Annotated in this window: 12 protein-coding genes; 9 read left to right on the top strand and 3 right to left on the bottom strand. The window is 44.3% G+C overall.

Annotated elements, in window-relative coordinates; translation table 11 throughout:
• Nucleotides 1-168: 168 nt before the first annotated feature.
• From AAEY79_RS03780 to AAEY79_RS16705, 7 genes are all read left to right on the top strand, one after another.
• A complete protein-coding gene (locus AAEY79_RS03780; RefSeq protein WP_025650508.1) occupies nt 169-1,509 on the top strand; it encodes an MFS transporter in 1,341 nt (446 codons plus the stop codon).
• Between the two features lie 202 nt (nt 1,510-1,711).
• The gene (gene coq7, locus AAEY79_RS03775) at nt 1,712-2,350 is read left to right on the top strand and encodes a 2-polyprenyl-3-methyl-6-methoxy-1,4-benzoquinone monooxygenase (RefSeq protein WP_025650509.1); all 639 of its coding nucleotides are present in this window, start codon (nt 1,712-1,714) and stop codon (nt 2,348-2,350) included.
• Nucleotides 2,351-2,570: 220 nt separating this feature from the next.
• Nucleotides 2,571-3,818 carry a hypothetical protein gene (locus AAEY79_RS03770; RefSeq protein ID WP_201578178.1) on the top strand — a complete coding sequence of 416 codons (1,248 nt, stop codon included), beginning with the start codon at nt 2,571-2,573 and terminating at the stop codon, nt 3,816-3,818.
• Between the two features lie 881 nt (nt 3,819-4,699).
• Nucleotides 4,700-7,177 (top strand): triacylglycerol lipase, encoded by a 2,478-nt coding sequence (locus AAEY79_RS03765; protein WP_101211700.1) that lies wholly within the window; start codon nt 4,700-4,702, stop codon nt 7,175-7,177.
• Between the two features lie 420 nt (nt 7,178-7,597).
• A complete protein-coding gene (locus AAEY79_RS03760) occupies nt 7,598-9,091 on the top strand; it encodes a cytochrome ubiquinol oxidase subunit I (RefSeq protein WP_025650512.1) in 1,494 nt (497 codons plus the stop codon).
• Nucleotides 9,091-10,107, top strand: coding sequence for a cytochrome d ubiquinol oxidase subunit II (cydB, locus tag AAEY79_RS03755; RefSeq protein ID WP_025650513.1), 1,017 nt, complete (start codon nt 9,091-9,093; stop codon nt 10,105-10,107). Before AAEY79_RS03760 ends, cydB begins: the two co-directional genes overlap by 1 nt.
• Before the next feature lie 100 nt (nt 10,108-10,207).
• Nucleotides 10,208-10,324, top strand: a complete 117-nt coding sequence (locus AAEY79_RS16705) for a DUF2474 domain-containing protein (protein WP_373299586.1) — start codon at nt 10,208-10,210, stop codon at nt 10,322-10,324.
• A gap of 139 nt (nt 10,325-10,463) precedes the next feature.
• Here AAEY79_RS16705 and murU read toward each other — a convergent pair whose 3' ends face one another.
• Nucleotides 10,464-11,192: an N-acetylmuramate alpha-1-phosphate uridylyltransferase MurU gene (gene murU / locus AAEY79_RS03750; RefSeq protein WP_025650514.1), complete on the bottom strand. Its 729-nt coding sequence runs from the start codon at nt 11,190-11,192 to the stop codon at nt 10,464-10,466.
• A 74-nt stretch (nt 11,193-11,266) separates the two neighbouring features.
• The gene (locus tag AAEY79_RS03745; RefSeq protein ID WP_227502406.1) at nt 11,267-12,364 is read right to left on the bottom strand and encodes an aminoglycoside phosphotransferase family protein; all 1,098 of its coding nucleotides are present in this window, start codon (nt 12,362-12,364) and stop codon (nt 11,267-11,269) included.
• Nucleotides 12,365-12,750: 386 nt separating this feature from the next.
• Here AAEY79_RS03745 and AAEY79_RS03740 point away from each other — a divergent pair, with 386 nt between their 5' ends.
• Together AAEY79_RS03740 and AAEY79_RS03735 are read left to right on the top strand one after the other, a co-directional pair.
• The gene (locus AAEY79_RS03740; RefSeq protein WP_352287294.1) at nt 12,751-15,798 is read left to right on the top strand and encodes an LPS assembly protein LptD; all 3,048 of its coding nucleotides are present in this window, start codon (nt 12,751-12,753) and stop codon (nt 15,796-15,798) included.
• Nucleotides 15,799-15,961: 163 nt separating this feature from the next.
• Nucleotides 15,962-17,371: a peptidylprolyl isomerase gene (locus tag AAEY79_RS03735; protein ID WP_101211698.1), complete on the top strand. Its 1,410-nt coding sequence runs from the start codon at nt 15,962-15,964 to the stop codon at nt 17,369-17,371.
• A 586-nt stretch (nt 17,372-17,957) separates the two neighbouring features.
• On the opposite strand, the gene AAEY79_RS03730 is transcribed toward AAEY79_RS03735, so the two are convergent.
• Nucleotides 17,958-19,079 (bottom strand): endonuclease/exonuclease/phosphatase family protein, encoded by a 1,122-nt coding sequence (locus tag AAEY79_RS03730; protein ID WP_198015400.1) that lies wholly within the window; start codon nt 19,077-19,079, stop codon nt 17,958-17,960.
• Nucleotides 19,080-19,084: the final 5 nt, after the last annotated feature.

Raw genomic sequence — 19,084 nt, 5'->3', positions numbered from 1 at the left:
GGGCGCATGTATTTTTGCCAAAGCCTTGCTATTATACGGCTTAATATTGATAAAACCTATGCTATATTTCGATAAGTTTTTGATACTGTTGATAATTAATGGCACCCGAAAGCTGTGCTCAGCCCTTACCTCTCATCTATCAGCCGCGATCCATCTGTAGGAATTTTCATGGCCAATCAGTTTCAGTTATTTAAGCGCCGCCGTTTTAGCGCCATGTTTTTTACCCAGTTTTTGGGGGCGTTTAATGACAATATTTTTAAACAAGCACTCATATTAGTACTGACTTATACCGCTGCCAGTCAGTTGGGTATGGAAGTCAGTATCTTAAATAACTTAGCGGCAATGCTATTTATATTGCCCTACTTCCTATTTTCGGCACTGGCGGGACAAATTGCCGATAAGTTTGAAAAATCAAAGCTCACGCGCTTTATTAAGGTGCTTGAGCTGGTGATTATGGCGATTGCCGCCGTCGGCTTTGTTTTTGAATGGTACGGCTTGTTGTTTGTGGCATTGTTTTTGATGGGCACGCATTCGACCTTTTTTGGACCGATTAAATACGCTTACTTACCGCAAGCGATGAAGGAAGATGAGCTCGTCGGTGCCAACGGTCTGTTTCAGATGGGCACGTCGCTAGCCATCCTCCTTGGTATGATTATCGCTGGTGTCTTGACCCAGCTATCACAGTCGTTGTATTGGATTAGCGCCACTGTATTGGCGGTCGCTGTTTTAGGTTATCTGGCGGCTCGTTACATCCCTACCATGCCAGCCATGCAGCCGACGCTCAAAATTAATTGGAATATTTTTACCACCAGTTGGTCGACGGTACGCTATTTGTACTCGCTGCCGTTTTTATTCTTTGTCATTCTTGGCAACAGCTGGTTTTGGTTTTATGGTGCGACGTTTTTGACACAAACACCAGAATTCAGCAAGGTCATTTTGCATGGCGATGAGTCGGTGGTTATTTTCCTATTAACGCTATTTTCTGTTGGCGTGTCGATTGGGTCTTTGTTATGTAAAACCTTGACCAAAAACCAAGTCAGTTTACGCTTACTGCCCTTTGGTATTGCTGGTTTAAGTATTTTTGCTATTGATTTGTATTTTTCCTTGTCAGGTCTCAACATTGACGTTAATACTGAAACATTATTAGGCATTAGTGATTTGTTTGGTATGAGCGGCAGTTGGCGCGTATTTGCCGACTTGTTCTTTTTAGGCTTTAGTGGCGGTTTATATATCGTGCCTTTATATGCGTCTATGCAGGCTTATGCACCCAAAAGTCATCGCGCGCGTATCGTCGGTGCCAACAATATTTTTAATGCCATATTTATGGTCAGCTCAGCGATTTTTGCGATTGTGGTGCTCAACACCTTAGGATTGACGCTACCGCAATTATTTTTGGTTACGGGTGTGCTAAACATTGCTTTTGGCGCGTTTTTATATATTAAGCTTAATAAACACGTGCAGCATGCGGTCATACATACTAATGATGACGAGCTTAGCCGACAAGACTAAATGCCTAGAAGATCTAGCGATTATGAGTAGCGTTGGTGTTCACTAAATCATGCAGCCGATAATAGTGGTGCCGATAATTTATATTGTTTGCTATAGTAATGTGCATGAACAGAATATTGCTGCTTTAAAAAGCAAATATCAGCAATATCTTAATAAGAAGTTTTTTGATAACAATTAAAGCCATCAGGAGTGAATCATGGCCCTGCGTCCTTTATCCAAAATTGACCAGCTATTACTTGGGGTTGACAAGGCACTGCGAGCGGTTGTTCCGCATTCTAATCCCAGTACTCGCCCATTGCCCGTCAGTAATGACGAGATTCCTGAGCTGACCATTACCGAAGCGCGTCACGTGGCAGGATTGATGCGCATCAATCATACTGGTGAAGTATGTGCGCAAGGCCTGTATCATGGTCAAGCCTTTACCGCTAAAGACACTGGCGTCAAACAAGCCATGCAGCATTCAGCCGAAGAAGAAGTCGATCATCTGGTGTGGTGCGAAACACGGTTAAAGGAATTGGGCAGTCATGCTAGCCTATTCACCCCATTGTGGTATGGCATGTCTTTCGGTCTTGGCGCGGTCGCAGGGGCTATCTCTAACGAGTTTAGTTTGGGATTTGTCGCTGAAACCGAAGCACAAGTCAGCGAGCATCTGCAAGATCACATTGGACAATTACCCGTGCATGATCAACGCTCAAGAGAAATACTGGCACAAATGGATATTGAAGAATGTCACCATCGCGAGCTGGCGCTAGCAAGTGGCGGCGCAGCTCTTTCACCACCGGTGCGTCAGACCATGCGCTGGATGGCCAATCGGATGAAAGCCACGGCTTATCATCTATAAATGAATAGCGAGTAGCGCCTCTCATCGGGTTTATTGAATCAGGTAATTTAACAATCCTACTACTGATAGCATTGAGCTTAATTTGCTAGGGTATTAAAAATTTGTTCGATTTTGCTTCAATAATATAAAAAATTTCTAAGCATACAAAATAGCGTCGATAATACAAAACAACTATCAATCGATTGTAAATAACGACTTAATAAACAAGGTAACGACTTTTATGAAAGCCATCAACCAATCCAGCTTGTCTAGCAATGCTACCAAAGCGCCTACATTTGCGACCCTAACCGCATTAGCCGCTGCCTGTGCACTGATGTTGTCTGCCCCTGTCAACGCTGCCGAAGCGGATAGCAGCGCTAACGCTAGCACCACTGCTACGAACCCTGCTGTCCCTAGTGCCATGGATTCAAGCAGACGTGTCATTCGTCTCGCTAAACCAAACGCTACTGCTACTGCCAATACGGCTCAAACCGACGCAGCGGCAAATATGGCAACAACAAATAGCGTTCCGCCAAACAGCATTCAGCAAAGCAGCTCGCAACAAAACAACATGCCATCTAATACTACACAGGCACAAGAGCCAGCACAATCAACTGCACAAGCCAATACTGTGCGAGAGCGAGCACAAGCACAAGCACAAGCACAAGCACAAGCAGCAGTTAATGCTGCGAGCGCGCAAGTGCAAGTGCAAGCGACAACTAAAATACCTGACACCGCAGAGCTAACAGGTACTACTAGGGTATATGAGCGTGGTCCAATGACTGCTACTGGCATTGATCTTCGTGGTGGTCAGTTGCCCAATATCCCAACACCGCAAGTACAACTTTCAAGCGTTAGCTTTGTACCGACGGTCTTAGTTCCACAGCAGCAAGGCTTGGGTACTGATAAGCTCGACGTTAGCTTGCTAGATGACTTTATCGAAGATGTCTCTCCTAACGCCCGTCACTATCCACCGAACTTCCCTAACCGCTCACAACGTCACTATACTCGTGAAAAAATCAAAGTATTGACTGAATGGATTGAGCCTTATGCCCAATCGCCAAACGCCTCTTATGACGTGCTGATTCGAGCGGCTAAGCTCAATGGTATGGGTCGTAACTTAGATTTAGGTTCAGACTATACGGTACGTGGCGGCAAATATGTCGACCGTGCTATCAAAATCAAACCTGACAGTGGTGAAGCCAACTTCTTATACGGCATGATGCTGTCAGAAGGTGGCGGCTTTAAAGAAGGTCAAAAATATCTAGACCGAGCCGTCTCATTGGGCTATACCGAAGCAGAACAAAGCTTGGCGCAGTCAGATTTATTGAGCGATCGCCGCGACAACGCTCTAGAACGTTTGCGTCGTCTTGAGCAACAAGTGCCTAATAATACCGTTATTCGTCAACAAATTAAGCTCGTTGAAGATGGTAAGTTTTATATTTGGGATATCCCAGCACCTGACATCGATGTAAAACCAGGGGCATAAACTCAGTTGTAAACATTATTCATTAGTAATAGTGACTTATAGTGTTATTATTGACTTATTAAAAAATGATTTGAGAGTAAAGCATATAGTGCCTTCTTTTTATATTGGTTTAGTATCAATAGGAAAAGAAGGCTTTTTTTGCAGATGATTTCTCGTTCAGCCAGTCTTATTTAATTAACTTCGCCAAAGTCGTTGCCAATGATTGTCGCTCCCTATCAATCACTGCCATTCACTATCAATATCCCCTTAGCCCCAAATCTGTTCGATAATCTAGGGCGTGTCCTCATTTTAGGTTAAAAGTTTGATACCCCATTACGCTTATTTTATCTTGTCCATTAGCGACGGCATTTGACTGTGAAGTTTCAAATATAATAGGGCGTGTTGAACATTCGATCATGGCACTGACAGAGACTGTTTTTTAGGCGATTCAAAGATAAAAATAGTAAGTTTAGTCATTCTAAGCGCCTCTTTTTATCAAAGAATCAGCAAAAAATAGTCCTGTCCTTTTAGGCTGATGCTAAAATTGCCCCATACTGTGTTGCAAGTCTAGCTAAGATATCAACATAATCTTCGACTTGCGCCGTGTCTGGAACAATTTTAGCGATCAGCAGTGTTCATTTATGAATGTTCAACACGCCCTAGTGAAATCCAAAAAGTTACGCTACACTCATCCTGTTATACTGACTACTTATAGTCAATATATTCTAAAAGCACGACGGTATTGCTGATATCAATTTTTTATAGGCTCTGTCTGGTGGCCTCTGTCTGCGTAGGCACAGCAAGCAAGAAAAATGGATATCAACAGTGCATAATGGTTCGATATTATGTTTCACTCACTATATCTATCTTATAGGCTTGACTATTATTTACTGGAATCCCCTATGACTTTCGCTCGCTCTGTCAGCAATCCGGCCACACACGCTATTAAAAAAACAAAGCCTGTCATTCTATTAGGGCTAATAACAGCCGTGGCGCTACTACCTGCCTGTAGTACAGTTTCTGTGACACAACAAGCCTCAGCAAAGACCATTTCTGCACAGCGTGGCAATATCGTCACAGACGATGAGCTCAGTAGCGACACAGCATCGGCTTTATTGTCAGCAGGACTTAATGAGCAGGCCTGTTTTCAGCAGTTTGACTTGTGCTTGACGCAGCTTACTGACAGTATGCTTAATGAACATTATCGTCCAGCGCTGTCCGTTTTTGCCGAGTTACATTACGCCAAAGCTCGCCAGCTTGCCGAGTCTAAAGAGTGTCAGAATACGCTCGCCCGTCCGCCGCTTGATCCTTATTATGCCAATGCACCTCTGAGCGATGATGAGGCTAAAGAGCAGCAGAAAAATACAGATGCCTGCTTGATTAGTTATCAAGGTCGACTATTCGATGCCATTAAGTTCAGCTATACCTATCTGTTTTATGACAGTTTAGCGCATGATTTTGAAGGGGCAGATAAAGCAAAAAGCCAAGCTCAGGCCAAAAACCGCATTCCAACTGACATCGATATCCAAACCCAAGACATTTATAACTCAGCCAGCAATGACGTCATTACCCAGCTATATCAGTCGGTAGATGGCGCAAATAAACTCATGGGCAATACCAAAGTAGAGTATCTACCGATGAGCACCACTGTGCCCGATACTGGCAGCCAAGGTGCTATTGCAAACCATGCACCTTTAAAGGGTAAGCCTACTGACCAAGTCAAGGTCATGAAGGTACAAGTAGACCGCTATGATCTCAATATTTTTCTGCCTAACGAAAGTAACTACCTTCAAAATGCGCAAAAGCAAACCTCAGCGCTCGCCGATTTGGTGTCCACTTATGATCTACGTCTCTCGGGTCTTAACTCAATCAGTAAGCGCCCAGGACTGGGGATTAGCTTAGTCGCGTCACTGAATGATCGCTATACCACCACTGTGCGTCAGCTCTTGGTTTCATCGCTGTCGGGACGACTGAATAAAGACACGGTCGATGGCAAAAAGGATGATAGTGCGCCCAGCTCACGCATTTACCCCACGGGTCATTTATTGATGACGGGCCTAATTAAGCCCGCTGGCGATAGCATACTGGATACGCTCAGCAGTCATCAGCTCGATATCCACTTATACAACCCTCATCGTAGCGAGAGCGCCACTATCTTGGGTGATAACTATCCACTGGCGGCGAACTTCTCTGCCGGTTATGGACTATGGCTGGCAGAAAACCAGCTCGATGGCGTTGGTTACTTAAATCTAATCACCCGCCAGAAAGAAGCCAGCTTACCCAAACTGTTTATGCTAGAGCCTTACGATCCTGATAAACGGGTCATCATTATGGTGCATGGCTTGGCGTCTAGCCCCGCCACGTGGGTAAATTTGACCAACGATATTTTTAATGATGATAAGTTGCGCGATAATTATCAAGTGTGGCAGGTTTTTTATCCGACCAATTTACCTATTTTAGAGAACCGCTATCAAATTCAGGAGCTGATCAAGAGCACTTATCAGCAGACCGATCCTCAAGGAGGCAACCGTGCTAGCAAAAACAGCGTCATTATCAGTCACAGTATGGGCGGTATCATCTCTCGCATGATGCTGTCTGATGATAATCTTGCCAATAACTTAGACGCTTTAGAGGATAAAGACTTGCTCGAAAACAGCAGTAAACGCCAAGTCGATGAGATGCTAAAACAAGCCTTTGCTAATGATGAGCTGCGCAACCGTTTTGAGCTACATAGGCTGCCACAGGTCGACACTGCTATCTTTTTATCCTCGCCCTTTCAAGGTACCGACTACGCTGATCGCTGGTTTACTCGAGCACTACGCCGCATCGTTTATTTACCGGTTGGCTTGGTAAAGACCCTCACTGATAACTTGGCTACTCTCGCCATTCAAGGGGATTTGGCACAAAATCCTTTAGGTGCACTGTACCTACAGAACGGTGCCAGTCAGTTAAGCGATAAATCGTCTTTTATTCAGCTGACCAAAGATATCAAGATCAATGACGACATTACTTATCATTCGATCATCGCTAACAATGATGCCGACATCACTAGAGGCTTGGCGCAAATGCAGCCCGGCGGTGCAAGAATTGACTTATCTCAAGAGATATTAGAAGACAACAGCGAGAGTGCGCGCACAAATGATGGCCCCAAACCTGCATCTGAGTCAACCAATAAGCCCCTCGTCGCTGCGGTGACTGTCGATGAAGATATTAGCCAAGCACTGACCGAGCGCTTATCAGATGGTATCGTTCCTTACACCAGCGCCCATCTCGAAGGCGCCACCTCAGAAACCATCATCACAGGTGGTCATAGTATTCAAGAAAATCCGCAGACCGTGTTGACCCTGCGACGGATTTTGCATCAACAATTGCAGCAATGAGGCTCGTCTAATTGACAAGATACTGACTAGGGCGTGTCCTCATTTTAAAAATGGTATTGATAATAAATACTAAACACCCTCTATGCTTTTGGGCTATGTTCATTTATCGACAGGGTATTTCTTCAAGTAAGTTTTGGTGACTGGTAGGTGTGCGACCAGTCCCATAGGTAACTTGCGTGTGTACTTAGGGTGGCGCATACTACATTCATTGTAAATGACAGTAATATATTAATTTATAGGGATATAAATTACTTCATTCAGCTAGACAGTATTAGCTCAGCCGCATTTGATAAATTGATAGTGGTTGCTAACTAATACTGAGCCATTGCCCGTAACACTTATCATCCTGATTTACGGACAGCTACTTAAGCGTGTCATGGAAGCCTGCGCTATTCAGCTAACAGATAAAGGTAACCGTTTATGTTCGCTACATTTATGATTGACCAGCTTGATGCGCTGATGCTCGCGCGAATTCAATTTGCTTTTGTTATCTCATGGCATATTGTCTTTCCAGCTTTTTCCATCGGTCTTGCCAGCTTTCTAACGGTCTTAGAGTTCCGCTGGCTCAAAACTGGTGAGCCTATTTATGCCGAAGTTTATAAGCACTGGGTCAAGATATTTGCCGTAGTGTTTGGGATGGGTGTAGTATCGGGCGTGGTAATGTCTTACCAATTCGGTACTAACTGGGCCGTATTTTCTGATAAAGCCGGTAACGTCATAGGCCCACTACTTGCCTACGAAGTATTGACCGCCTTTTTCTTAGAAGCGTCGTTCTTAGGCATTATGCTGTTTGGTTGGGGTCGCGTCAGTAAACGCATGCACCTTGCTTCAACAGCGATTGTCGCTATTGGTACGCTAATATCTGGTTTTTGGATTTTGGCTGCCAACAGCTTTATGCAGACGCCGCAGGGCTTTATGGTCGGTGCTGATGGTTTGCTCTATCCAACCAATTGGCTTGAAATTATCTTTAACCCCTCATTCCCTTACCGTTACGCGCATATGATGACTGCGGCATTTTTGACCACAGCTTTCGTTATCGGTGGTATCGGTGCGTATTATCTGCAATCCAAAAAGCATGTTGAACATCGCAAACATGGTCGTGTCATGCTCGGCATGGCGATGGTCATGGCCATCTTTGTTGCGCCAGCACAAATATTTATTGGCGATATGCATGGTCTAAATACTCTAGAACATCAACCTGCTAAAGTCGCAGCGATGGAAGGTCTGTGGGAAAATGAGCGCGGTGCACCGCTTGTCTTATTCGGTATTCCAGATCAAAAAGCAGAAAAAAACCATTATGAAATTAAAATCCCTTATGTCTCGGGCTTAATTTTAACGCATTCATTAGACGGCGAAGTTAAAGGCCTTAAAAACTGGGCGCCAGAAGATCGGCCCTACGTTCCTATCGTCTTTTGGTCATTCCGCGTTATGGTGGCTATCGGTACATTAATGCTGCTTGTTGGTCTATTTAGCCTTTATAAATACTTTAAAAAACAACAATTCGATCCTGAAAGCAAATGGTTCCACCGTGCGTGGATGATGATGACGCCGCTTGGTTTTATCGCGATACTCGCCGGTTGGTTTGTGACCGAAACTGGTCGTCAGCCATGGACAGTATATGGGGTGATTCGTACTGCTGAGAGCATGTCACCGGTTGCAGCACAGCAAGTCGCAACGACACTTATAGGATTTATTGTGCTGTACGTCTTTGTATTTGGTGCAGGCAGTTTTTATATCTTACGCCTGATTGCTAAAGGTCCACAACCTTATGAAGATCCAGCAGATGACAACTTCTATGAGCATTCTATCACTGAAGGTCAAGGTCGCACGTTAAGTGGTGATAGTAACGTCAGTGAGAAAGTAGAAGATTTGGATAAACCTGCCGATGACGTCGATGATGGAGGGTTACGCTAATGTTTAACTACGGTGATGTATTAGATTTACCTTTAATTTGGGGCGGATTAATTGCCCTATCCGTCTTCATCTATGTCCTGTTGGATGGTTTTGACTTAGGCTGTGGTATTTTGTTCCCCTTTGCCGGCTCAGACAAAAACCGTAGCCGTATGATGAACTCTATTGCTCCCTTTTGGGATGGTAATGAGACTTGGTTGGTATTGGGTGGTGGTGGTTTGTTCGCTGCTTTCCCAGTGGCTTATGGCATCATCATGACCGGTTTATACCTGCCTGTGACTGCCATGCTATTTGGTCTTATTATGCGCGGAGTGGCGTTTGAGTTCCGTTTCAAAGCCTCTTCACGTCGTCATGTATGGGATACGTTCTTTTTCGTCGGCTCAGTAGTGGCGACATTCTCGCAGGGTATTATGCTTGGGGCGTTGGTGCAAGGCTTAGAGGCGAGCAATCGTCTGTATACTGGTGGTCCATTTGACTGGTTCACCCCCTTCTCTATCGTCTGCGGCTTTGCCCTGATAGTCGGTTATGCCTTGCTTGGCTCTACGTGGTTAATCATTAAAACCGAACACAAGCTGCAAGTATGGGCACGTAAAGTGTCTGGTTGGATATTATCGGCATTGGTATTGGCGATGATTGTCGTTACCGTGTTTATGTATTTTTCAGATATCGAAGCCCTCGAGGGTTGGTTTAGTTTGCCGGGTGCGTTATATCTAGCGCCAATGCCAGTTATCGTGCTGCTGCTATTCTTTTTCATGCGTAAGGATTTACGGACTGAGCGTGAATATCGCCCCTTCTTAATGACCGTTGCGCTGTTCTTGATGGGTTATATTGGCGTCTGTACAGCGTTGTTCCCTTATATAGTACCGTACCAAATGACTATCTATGAAGCGGCCGCTGCTGATACATCGCTGTCCTTTATGCTCATTGGTGCGGGTATTATGTTGCCGATTATCTTGAGTTATACCGCTTTTGCCTATTACACATTTAAGGGTAAAACGGATCACGAGCATATGTATTAACGGCTATATGTTAAGGAGAATCAGCCTTCGCTACTATTACTATTCTTGGTAGCGAACGCTTAAGATCATTAGCGCCTTAATACGTCACTGGGAGACGATTATGAAAAAACTCAGCAAAAAACAATCACAATGGGCATGGTTCATTGGTCTATATATAGCAGGATTTGCCGTTATTTTTACCATTGCCCAATTAATAAAGTTGGCAATGGGCGTGTAAAACCTGCCCTATTTCGCTAAACAAAAGCGCCGCATTGATTGTAAATCAATGCGGCGCTTTTTATGATCTTCGTTAAAGTAAGATTGATTGAAGTAAGATCTATTAAAGAATTATTAATTAATATTAATATCCCCTAAAGTTATGCACCGCGGTGGTTAGCCACGCCATGACTGTCAATAAATTCGTTGACCTGCGTTAAGCGCTCAGGTGTACCCACGTCTATCCAATTATCACGAATAACTTCCGCCGTAATCTGGAACTTAAGCATCGCTTGCTTAAGCAGAGGCGCTAGCGCAGCGGGTTGCCCGCTTACCAGCCCATCGACCAATCGTGGCGACATTACACTAATACCAGCAAAGGTATATTTGTCTGCATCACCAATTGGCTGCTCACTAGCCAGACCATTATTGAGCGCAAAATCACCACCGTTATTATGCTCTGGATTGTCAATCAACAATAGATGCGCCCGTTGATCAGCACCCAGCTCATAATCCTGCAACTGAGCAAAATTATACGTCGTCCAGACATCGGAGTTGACTAAGATAAATGGCTCGTCTTGTAACTTACCTGTTTGTAACGCTTGAAAAATTCCACCAGCGGTCTCTAAAGGTTCGTCATCTTCTCGTGACCAGTGCAACTTGACCCCGTAATCGCTACCATCACCCAAGGTATCCATAAGCTTGTCAGCAAGCCACGAGGCATTAATCGTAATATCAGTAATCCCCGCTGCTTGCAGTGCCTTAATATGCCAGACAATCAGCGGCTGACCGCCTACCTCGACTAATGGTTTGGGCGTCTCAAGTGTCAACGGACGCAAGCGCGTTCCCTTGCCAGCAGCTAAAATCATTGCTTGCGTAATGGTAGACATGCACGCTCCTTATTCAATTTATAATGATAGTGATAGTGATAGTGATAGTGATAGACGCAGCTTATTAGCCCTTTTTATAACGAGTCAAACTTATCTTTATAAGCCGGTAATACCGTGTCTTTTAGCCATTGATTAAATGGCAGTAGCGCTTGCTTCATCGATTCATTACCATGCTCAGCAAGCCAATTTAGCTCAAGTACTAGATCTCGCATGACTTTGGGAATATCAGCCAAATAACGGTCTTTACCATCGCGCTTAGACAAACGGATAAAAATCCCTAATACTTTGAGATGCCGCTGCACGCCCATCACATTCATATCATTTTCAAGCTGCTCAACACTATCGGCGGTGGTGAGCGCTGCTTGCTGCTGCAATTGCCAAAAGTCACGAATCCAGTCAGATATTTGATGCTCTGACCACTCAACATAAGCATCACGCAACAATGACACCAAATCATAAGTGTAAGAGCCGATCACCGCATCTTGAAAATCTATCACGCCCAAACGCGTGGGGTCGGCTTGGTCTTGCATAAGATTGCGGCTGTGATAATCACGATGCACAATCACTGCAGGCTGCTGTAAAATCTCTTGTATCAATACCGTTTTTACGTTATTCCATAAGTCCTGATTCAGCTCTACATCAATATAGGGGATAAACCAATCGCTAAATAAATCCATCTCGCGGTTCAGTAATGCTGTGTCATAATCGGGCAATTGGTGCTGCACTCTGGCAGTCTCTACTGGCACAGTCTGTAGGGAAACCAAGGTCTGCATGGCCAATTGATAATAATCGTTGATCTGTTCAGGCGTCGCCTCGACGAGTAAATGGGCAAACTCAATCGTACCAAAGTCTTGTAACACCAAAAAGCCTTTTGCCACGTCTTGCGCAACCAGCGTTGGCACATTGATGGCGGGTGTCATTAGCTTCGCAACATTAATAAACTGCTGCAAGGCGTCTTGCTCATCAGCAGAATCCATGACAATATAACGCGCAGTGTCAGCATCGTTATCAACCAATTGGATACGGTGATATTGGCGGGCACTTGCGTCACCAGGCAAACTGTCGAGCACAAACTCTCGGTCGATGAACACTTGTTGCAACCAATTCTCTAGCTGCTGTTGGCGGTTATTCCTATCGTTCAGAGTGGCATTCAGAGGGGTATTTAAAGGCATGGTATCAGTCATAGAGGGCATCGCAGGTTAAATATAAGTCATAAATCATTAAAGTAGTGATAAGTCAGGCAAAACCTTGCTAAAATAGTGGCAGCTTGATTGACAGTATCTGTTGTAATATAGGTATTGACACATAGTTTTATCAACGCGCTAAGCAATAATCTAAAAAACGGCTTGGCGATGTTATAAATTTTGGTAAATAGTGTAGCTGATTTGGTTTTTTTTGACTATGATTAGTCGTCATTATATGTAAAACACCCAAATTTTTGAGATTATATGATTAGTTCCTGATTTTTTAATCATTAATGAGCCGCTAAATATAGCTAAAATACGGCTACTAAACTAAATATCGTCATTCAATAGGCTCTGCAATCATAGGTGTGCCCTTGTTATATTCTCCGCTTTACCAAAGCATCCGTTTGGTTTTATTTGGTGCCTTAGGCTTATCAAGTTTGACCGTCAGCGCAGCACTTACCAATGCTGACGCACAGACGACCGCATCTTTGCCCGCTGATACTACCAGCAGTTATGTCTCTGACCTAACCGGCGATATCAATACCGACGCCAATACCAATGTCAACGCTAATGTCAACGCCATCAATCAAGACATTAGTTACCAGCGTGCCGCTGCGCAGAGTAGTGTTTATGAAGCAGGCGAAGAGACTGTAAATGCTGCCTCTGAGAGCAGTAATCTTGACTTAGATACTGGCAGCACCCTCGATAATGGCAATTTAGACATCACTGAAATCGCTAACAATAGTGATGACGATGCACAAGCTCAGGCACAAACGCAGAAAAAACCCTTAGCGGCTGTCAGCGACAATGATGCAATCGATACCAGTGACGAGAGTATTCAAGACAGTTTACGGCGTTTGGCAGAATTTTATGAGCTCACCCCTGATACTGACTTATCAACGCAAAACGCTAGTGACAAACCCGTAGAGTCTGAAGATGACACTATCCAGAACACCCTAACACCTGCCACGCAAACCATCCCAAAAGTAGGCAAAAACTTGCGCCTACTGCCGAATGCTGTCGATAGTGCCCAACGCTGTGAAGGTCAATGGGTCTACCCACAGCAAAACGCTAATTATCAGCGCGCCGTCAATGAAGCGGCAATGGATAGTGGCCAGACGGCAACCAATCTAAATGGTGTGGCTAATAATCAGGCGCCTTTATTTGCAGAGTCTGATTATGGATATTATGACAATGTCGACTATGCCGAGCTCTCTGGTAATGTGATTATCGATCAGGGTACTCAGCATATTGAAGCCGATAAAATCGTGCTGGACTTAAGCAGTGGTGTTACCGCAGCGCAAGGCAAAGTAATGTTCACCGATCAAGCGACTGGCGAGCAAGTAACACGTGCCAATACTCAAAACAATACTCAAAACACTGCTACAGGAAATATCACCGATCAGGCGGCAAAAGGCGGTCTTATTGGTGTCGCAGACAGTCTGGCTTATAATACCGAAACGGGACAGTCCACAGCCAATGATGTGGCATTTGCTAGCGTAGAACTCCAAGCACATGGCTATGCCAAACGCCTCAACCGACCTAACGACAGCCAGTATGAGCTTGATCGAGTCATGTTCAGTACCTGCCCACCAACTGACCGTAAATGGCAATTTGATGCCAAAAGCATTGATTTAGATACTGAGACAGGTCGCGGTAAAGCTTACAATACTACTTTCCGTATTGCAGATGTTCCGGTGTTTTATCTGCCTTATTTTAACTTCCCCATAGACAGTCGGCGCAGTACGGGGTTTTTATTACCGAATGCGAGTGTCAGTAGTAAAAGCGGACTTGAGGTTGATATCCCATACTATCTCAATTTGTCACCTAATTATGATGCGACGATCAATACACATATCTACAGCGATCGCAACCCGATGCTCGCAGGTGAGTTTCGCTATTTGACTGAAAATTATGGCGAAGGAATTTTTAACGGCTCGTATTTGCCGAACGACAAAGAGTATAACGACGAAGATCGCGCCAGTTTTTTTTATGATCATTACTGGTCATCAAATAGTATTCCACGCTTAAGTGGCGATGCTAAATACAGCTATGTGTCGGATGAAGATTATATTAACGACTTTGACACCCTAGGCTTATCAGACAATACTTTAAACTTACCGCGCCGTGCTCGACTTAATTATTATAATGACTATGTGAACGGTGAATTAAAAGTCGAAACCTTCCAAACGCTCAATGCTTTTACCGACAATGGTCAGCCATTACAAGACAAAGACAAGCCATATTCACGTTTACCACAGCTCAAACTTGATTACCGATTGCCTTGGGCAGAGCGTTTTGATATTACGGGTGTCCATGATTCTGCTTATTTCAAAAAATCTATCGATGATGGTTCTGAAAATGAAAAAAGCGGTGCGCGAATCTATAATAAAATTAGCGCCGCTTATCCGATGGAAAAGTCATGGGGTTATATCAAGCCCAAAGTCAGCCTACAACACCTGTATACCTCTTATGATGAGGACAGCTTGGCAGACAACCAACTTAGTGAAGAAGATGGTAGCCAATCGGTATTTGTGCCGCAAGCCAGTATTGACGCAGGTCTAAACTTCTATCAAGCAGGCTCACCTTTTGGGGCTTTTGACGATACGCTGGGTGGCTATCGCCTATTAAGTCCGCGCTTGAAATACACCTACTCACCGTTTAAAAACCAAAACGACATCCCTAACTTTAACACTCGTATTGCTTCCATTAACTACGAGCAGTTGTTTTCGGACAGTTGGTTTTTAGGGCATGATCGCTTGCAAGATTTGCATTCTATTACCCCTGGGGTTAATTATCGTTACATCGACGCAACGGGTGTGACACGTTTTGATGGTAGCATTGCTGAGCAGTTTTATATCGATGATGGGCGCGTCACCCTTGAAAACCAGCAACCCGTTTTTAGATCTTCCTCTTCTGGAATGGTCTGGGATACCAGTACGCAACCTTATAATAATGTTTGGGTGGATGTTAGCGGCGCGCTCACTGACAGTTATGACTTGAACTATATTACGACTGAATTGCGTTATCAGCCATCAGATAACAGCTTGTTTAATATCGGATTTGTGAAGCGCCAGCGCGATGAAAATACCAATCAGTTGCCGCTATCAGCTTTTACTGCCTCAGCTGTTTTCCCAATCAACAATAGCTGGCGAGTATTGGCTCAAGGTCAATATGATTATAATCGTAATAAAATGCTCGATTCGTTGGTCGGCATCGATTATGAGGATTGCTGTTTCGGTTTTGCAGTTTATGGTCGTCGTTACTATAATGACTTGAACGTCAGAGACAAACCAACACAAGCGATTATGGCAGAGATTAGATTGAACGGTCTTGGTAGCAATAACAGCCGTTTGACACGATTGCTCGCTGATAAAGTTTTGGGCTTTGAACCTGTCCAAACTGCATGGAAAGACTAAAAAAGCGTAAATAATGCTATATTAAAGCATTGTTTTCGTTACTACTTACACAACCTTGTTCGTAATCCTATTATGGACAACCTTATACAGTATTTGCTTATTAAAAGTATTGGATAGCGTTGACCGACTACCATCCGATGCGATGACATTGATGAGGAGCATCATGAGATTTTTTTCTTTACGTCAGACCAGCCGAGCTGTACTGCTTTCTATGAGTATGAGTGCAGGCTTTTTACTTAGTTTCAGTGCTCAAGCTGCTACCGTTAATGCTGCAAAAGCACCAACGCCTAAAGCAAACGCTGCTGCTGAGCAAAGTAACGTCAATCGCTTGACCCCAGCCAACAGTACCGATGGTATCATTGCTTTAGTCAATGAAAACGCTATCTTAAAAAGCGACTTGATGGACGCAATCACCCAGACCCAAGCACGCGCCCAAGCGGCTGGTGAGCCGATTGCCAATTCAGCACAGCTACAGTCTGAAGTATTAAATGCTCTCATCTTGCGTGAACTACAACTGTCATTGGTTAAACGCGTCGGTCTAAATCCTGATGAAGCTGAGATTAATCAGCGTCTTGGTCAAATCGCTCAAGCTGAAGGGCTTGGTAGTATCGCCGCTTTGCAGCAACGCCTAGATGCCGCGCAGCCCGGAAGCTATGCGACCCTGCGTGCTAAGCTGATTGAAGATGCTGCGATTCAGTCTCTACAACAACGTCAAATCAGCAATCGTGTACGTATTAGCGAGCAGGATATCGATGCATTTTTGGCCTCTCCAGAAGCCAAGCGCCTAAACCAAAGCGAATACCAGACCGTCCATGTACGCGTGCCTTATATGGATGACTACAGCCGACTGTCAGAAGCTCAGCGTGAAGAAGCACTCAAAGTAGCACAAGCACTACGTGCGCGCTTGCTAGAGCCCAATGTCGACGTGGCTGCAGCCGTTACTGCCAGCCAAGGTAGCTACCCTATTCCAATACAAGGTGGCGATATGGGCTTTCATAAAGCCGCCGCTCTCCCGACCGAGCTATCGAGCGAGATTACCAAGCTTGATGTCGGCGCAGTAAGTGCCCCATTAGTGACGCCAGAAGGCATTGATATCATTAAGCTCGCTGATAAAAAAGACAGTGATAAAATGCTTGTGCCGCAGTGGCATACGCGTCATATCTTAATCAAAGTAGATGAGCTACAAACGGATGCGCTTGCTGAGCAAAAGATTAATGATCTGTATGAGCAACTGCGCAGCGGTGCTGACTTTGCTGGTCTGGCATCGACCTATTCAGACGACCCAGGTTCTGCAGGACGTGGTGGCGATCTAAATTGGGTAAGTGCAGACGATATGGTTGGACCGTTTGAAGCAGTGATGAAAAATACAGCAGTCGGTGATTATTCTGCGCCTTTTAAAACCCAGTTTGGCTGGCATATCCTAAAAGTAGAAGGTCAGCGCCAAGAAGATGTTAGTGAACAATATCGCCGTAGCATGGCACGTCAAGCGTTATATCAACGTCTAGCACCGCAAGCCAAAGAAGACTGGCTACAAGAGCTACGCGCCGGTGCTTACATCCAAGTACTTGGTTAATATCTTAGCAATGCGCTAATAAGTGGCATCTTAGTAAAAATAGTTGAATAAAAAGGGATATATGCCAATGCATGTACCCCTTTTTTGTATTAATAACTCATAGGTGTTTTTTCTTCTTACCTAGGAAAGCCTGTTTTTGTTCTTAGTAAATTACTTAGAAAGTTGGATATAGTGAGTGAAAAGTAATATTGATACATTATGCACTGCTGATATCATTTGATATGCTAGAAACTGCTACTTTATTTATCAGCTCATAATAATACACAAAGAAAAGCCCCGAACCTAGGGCGATTGGTTCGGGGCTTTTCTTTGTGTATTATTATTATTTCTTCCATTCTGACTTATCCTAAGTCGTAAACAGTAACTTATAAGACAGCGGGCTGACCTGTGCTTAGATTGTCACTGCCTCAACACTGCATCCTTGCCTATCCTTGTGTTGATGATTGTATTGTAGGGCAATTGGTTAAAGACCACTAGAGGCTAAAGACCTTATTTGACGTAAGCATTTGCTTACGTTTTGAGGAAGCCTATTGGCGTAGCCCTTAAGACTATAAAGGTTTAGCGAAAATACTAGGACATTCTCTAACTACGACTGCTCTGCTGCATGCTCTTTTGAGACTTTACAGCCTTCTTTTTTGCCAGCTTCGATTTTATTTTCTGTTTCTTTAACATCTTCTGCATTAGCAGTAGGAGCATTTTGCTCTTGATTGCTGGCTTCTTCTGGCTCATATTGTAAGGTCGTCATGACCGGAAAATGATCGGAGCCAATAGAGGGCATACGTCTGATATCAACCACGGTAAAGCAAGCACTATGGAAGATATGATCAAGCGCCCAACGTAAAAACGGATAATTGACATGGAAGGTATTGATAAAGTGACGACCAATACGAGGATCTAGTAGACCTGAGATACGTTGGAAGCGGCGCGTTGTCTTTGACCAAGCCACATCATTAAGATCGCCAGCAAGTATCGCCGTTTGCTCATTTTCTTTGATATGTTTGCCAACCATAAGCAGCTCTGCATCACGAGTCGTTGACTTATCCGCTTCCGTCGGGCTTGGCGGCATAGGATGCAAACAATATAACCAAATCACTCGTCCGCTTTGTAAGCGCAGCTGCGTGTGGATAGAGGGAATATCATCAATCATTAAATATTTGACTTTAGGATTTATCAGCTCAAGCTTAGAATACAGATGCATGCCGTACAGGTTATCCAGCGGTACTTTTACGGTATACGGATAGTCTGGCTCAATTTGCTGCAGGGCTTTTTCCCACTTTTTATCACTTTCTAGGGTAATTAAAATATCCGGCTGTCTTTGCTTGACTAAATCGACCAGTTTTTGCGTTTCGTCATTAGGGGTTAAGACATTTGATACCATAATTTTGAGTTGATGATCTTCGCCATCTGGCTTGTCCTTGGCACTTTGTACTTCTTTTTTCCACAATTTGGTATAAGGCAATACCATTCTCAGCTGAAAGGCCAAAGTCAGGCTTAAGACGACAAATAACAGCCACTGCCCTAGCTGCCATTGTGACCAAAATGCGAGCATGCCAACCCAAGCAACGACGCCCAGCACCATTATTTGAATACGAGGGAACTCAACGCCGCGCACCCACCAATTATCAAGAGGCAACAAACCCCAAATCGTCACAAACGCGATGAAACCAGCTAAGCACTGCGCGCCATAATATAAGAGGGAAAGATCCATAATGT

This window comes from Psychrobacter sp. GW64-MNA-CIBAN-0177 (genome assembly GCF_040309585.1).
Lineage (GTDB): Bacteria > Pseudomonadota > Gammaproteobacteria > Pseudomonadales > Moraxellaceae > Psychrobacter > Psychrobacter okhotskensis.
The sequence above is the reverse complement of the archived record's forward strand: the minus strand, read 5'-3'. Positions and strand labels throughout refer to the sequence as shown.

Coding starts and splice junctions, on each gene's coding strand:
- AAEY79_RS03765 (WP_101211700.1), top strand. CDS start 4,700: ATGACTTTCGCTCGCTCTGTCAGCAATCCGGCCACACACGCTATTAAA.
- AAEY79_RS03760 (WP_025650512.1), top strand. CDS start 7,598: ATGTTCGCTACATTTATGATTGACCAGCTTGATGCGCTGATGCTCGCG.
- AAEY79_RS03730 (WP_198015400.1), bottom strand. CDS start 19,079: ATGGATCTTTCCCTCTTATATTATGGCGCGCAGTGCTTAGCTGGTTTC.
- AAEY79_RS03735 (WP_101211698.1), top strand. CDS start 15,962: ATGAGATTTTTTTCTTTACGTCAGACCAGCCGAGCTGTACTGCTTTCT.
- AAEY79_RS03745 (WP_227502406.1), bottom strand. CDS start 12,364: ATGCCTTTAAATACCCCTCTGAATGCCACTCTGAACGATAGGAATAAC.
- cydB (WP_025650513.1), top strand. CDS start 9,091: ATGTTTAACTACGGTGATGTATTAGATTTACCTTTAATTTGGGGCGGA.
- AAEY79_RS16705 (WP_373299586.1), top strand. CDS start 10,208: ATGAAAAAACTCAGCAAAAAACAATCACAATGGGCATGGTTCATTGGT.
- AAEY79_RS03770 (WP_201578178.1), top strand. CDS start 2,571: ATGAAAGCCATCAACCAATCCAGCTTGTCTAGCAATGCTACCAAAGCG.
- murU (WP_025650514.1), bottom strand. CDS start 11,192: ATGTCTACCATTACGCAAGCAATGATTTTAGCTGCTGGCAAGGGAACG.
- AAEY79_RS03780 (WP_025650508.1), top strand. CDS start 169: ATGGCCAATCAGTTTCAGTTATTTAAGCGCCGCCGTTTTAGCGCCATG.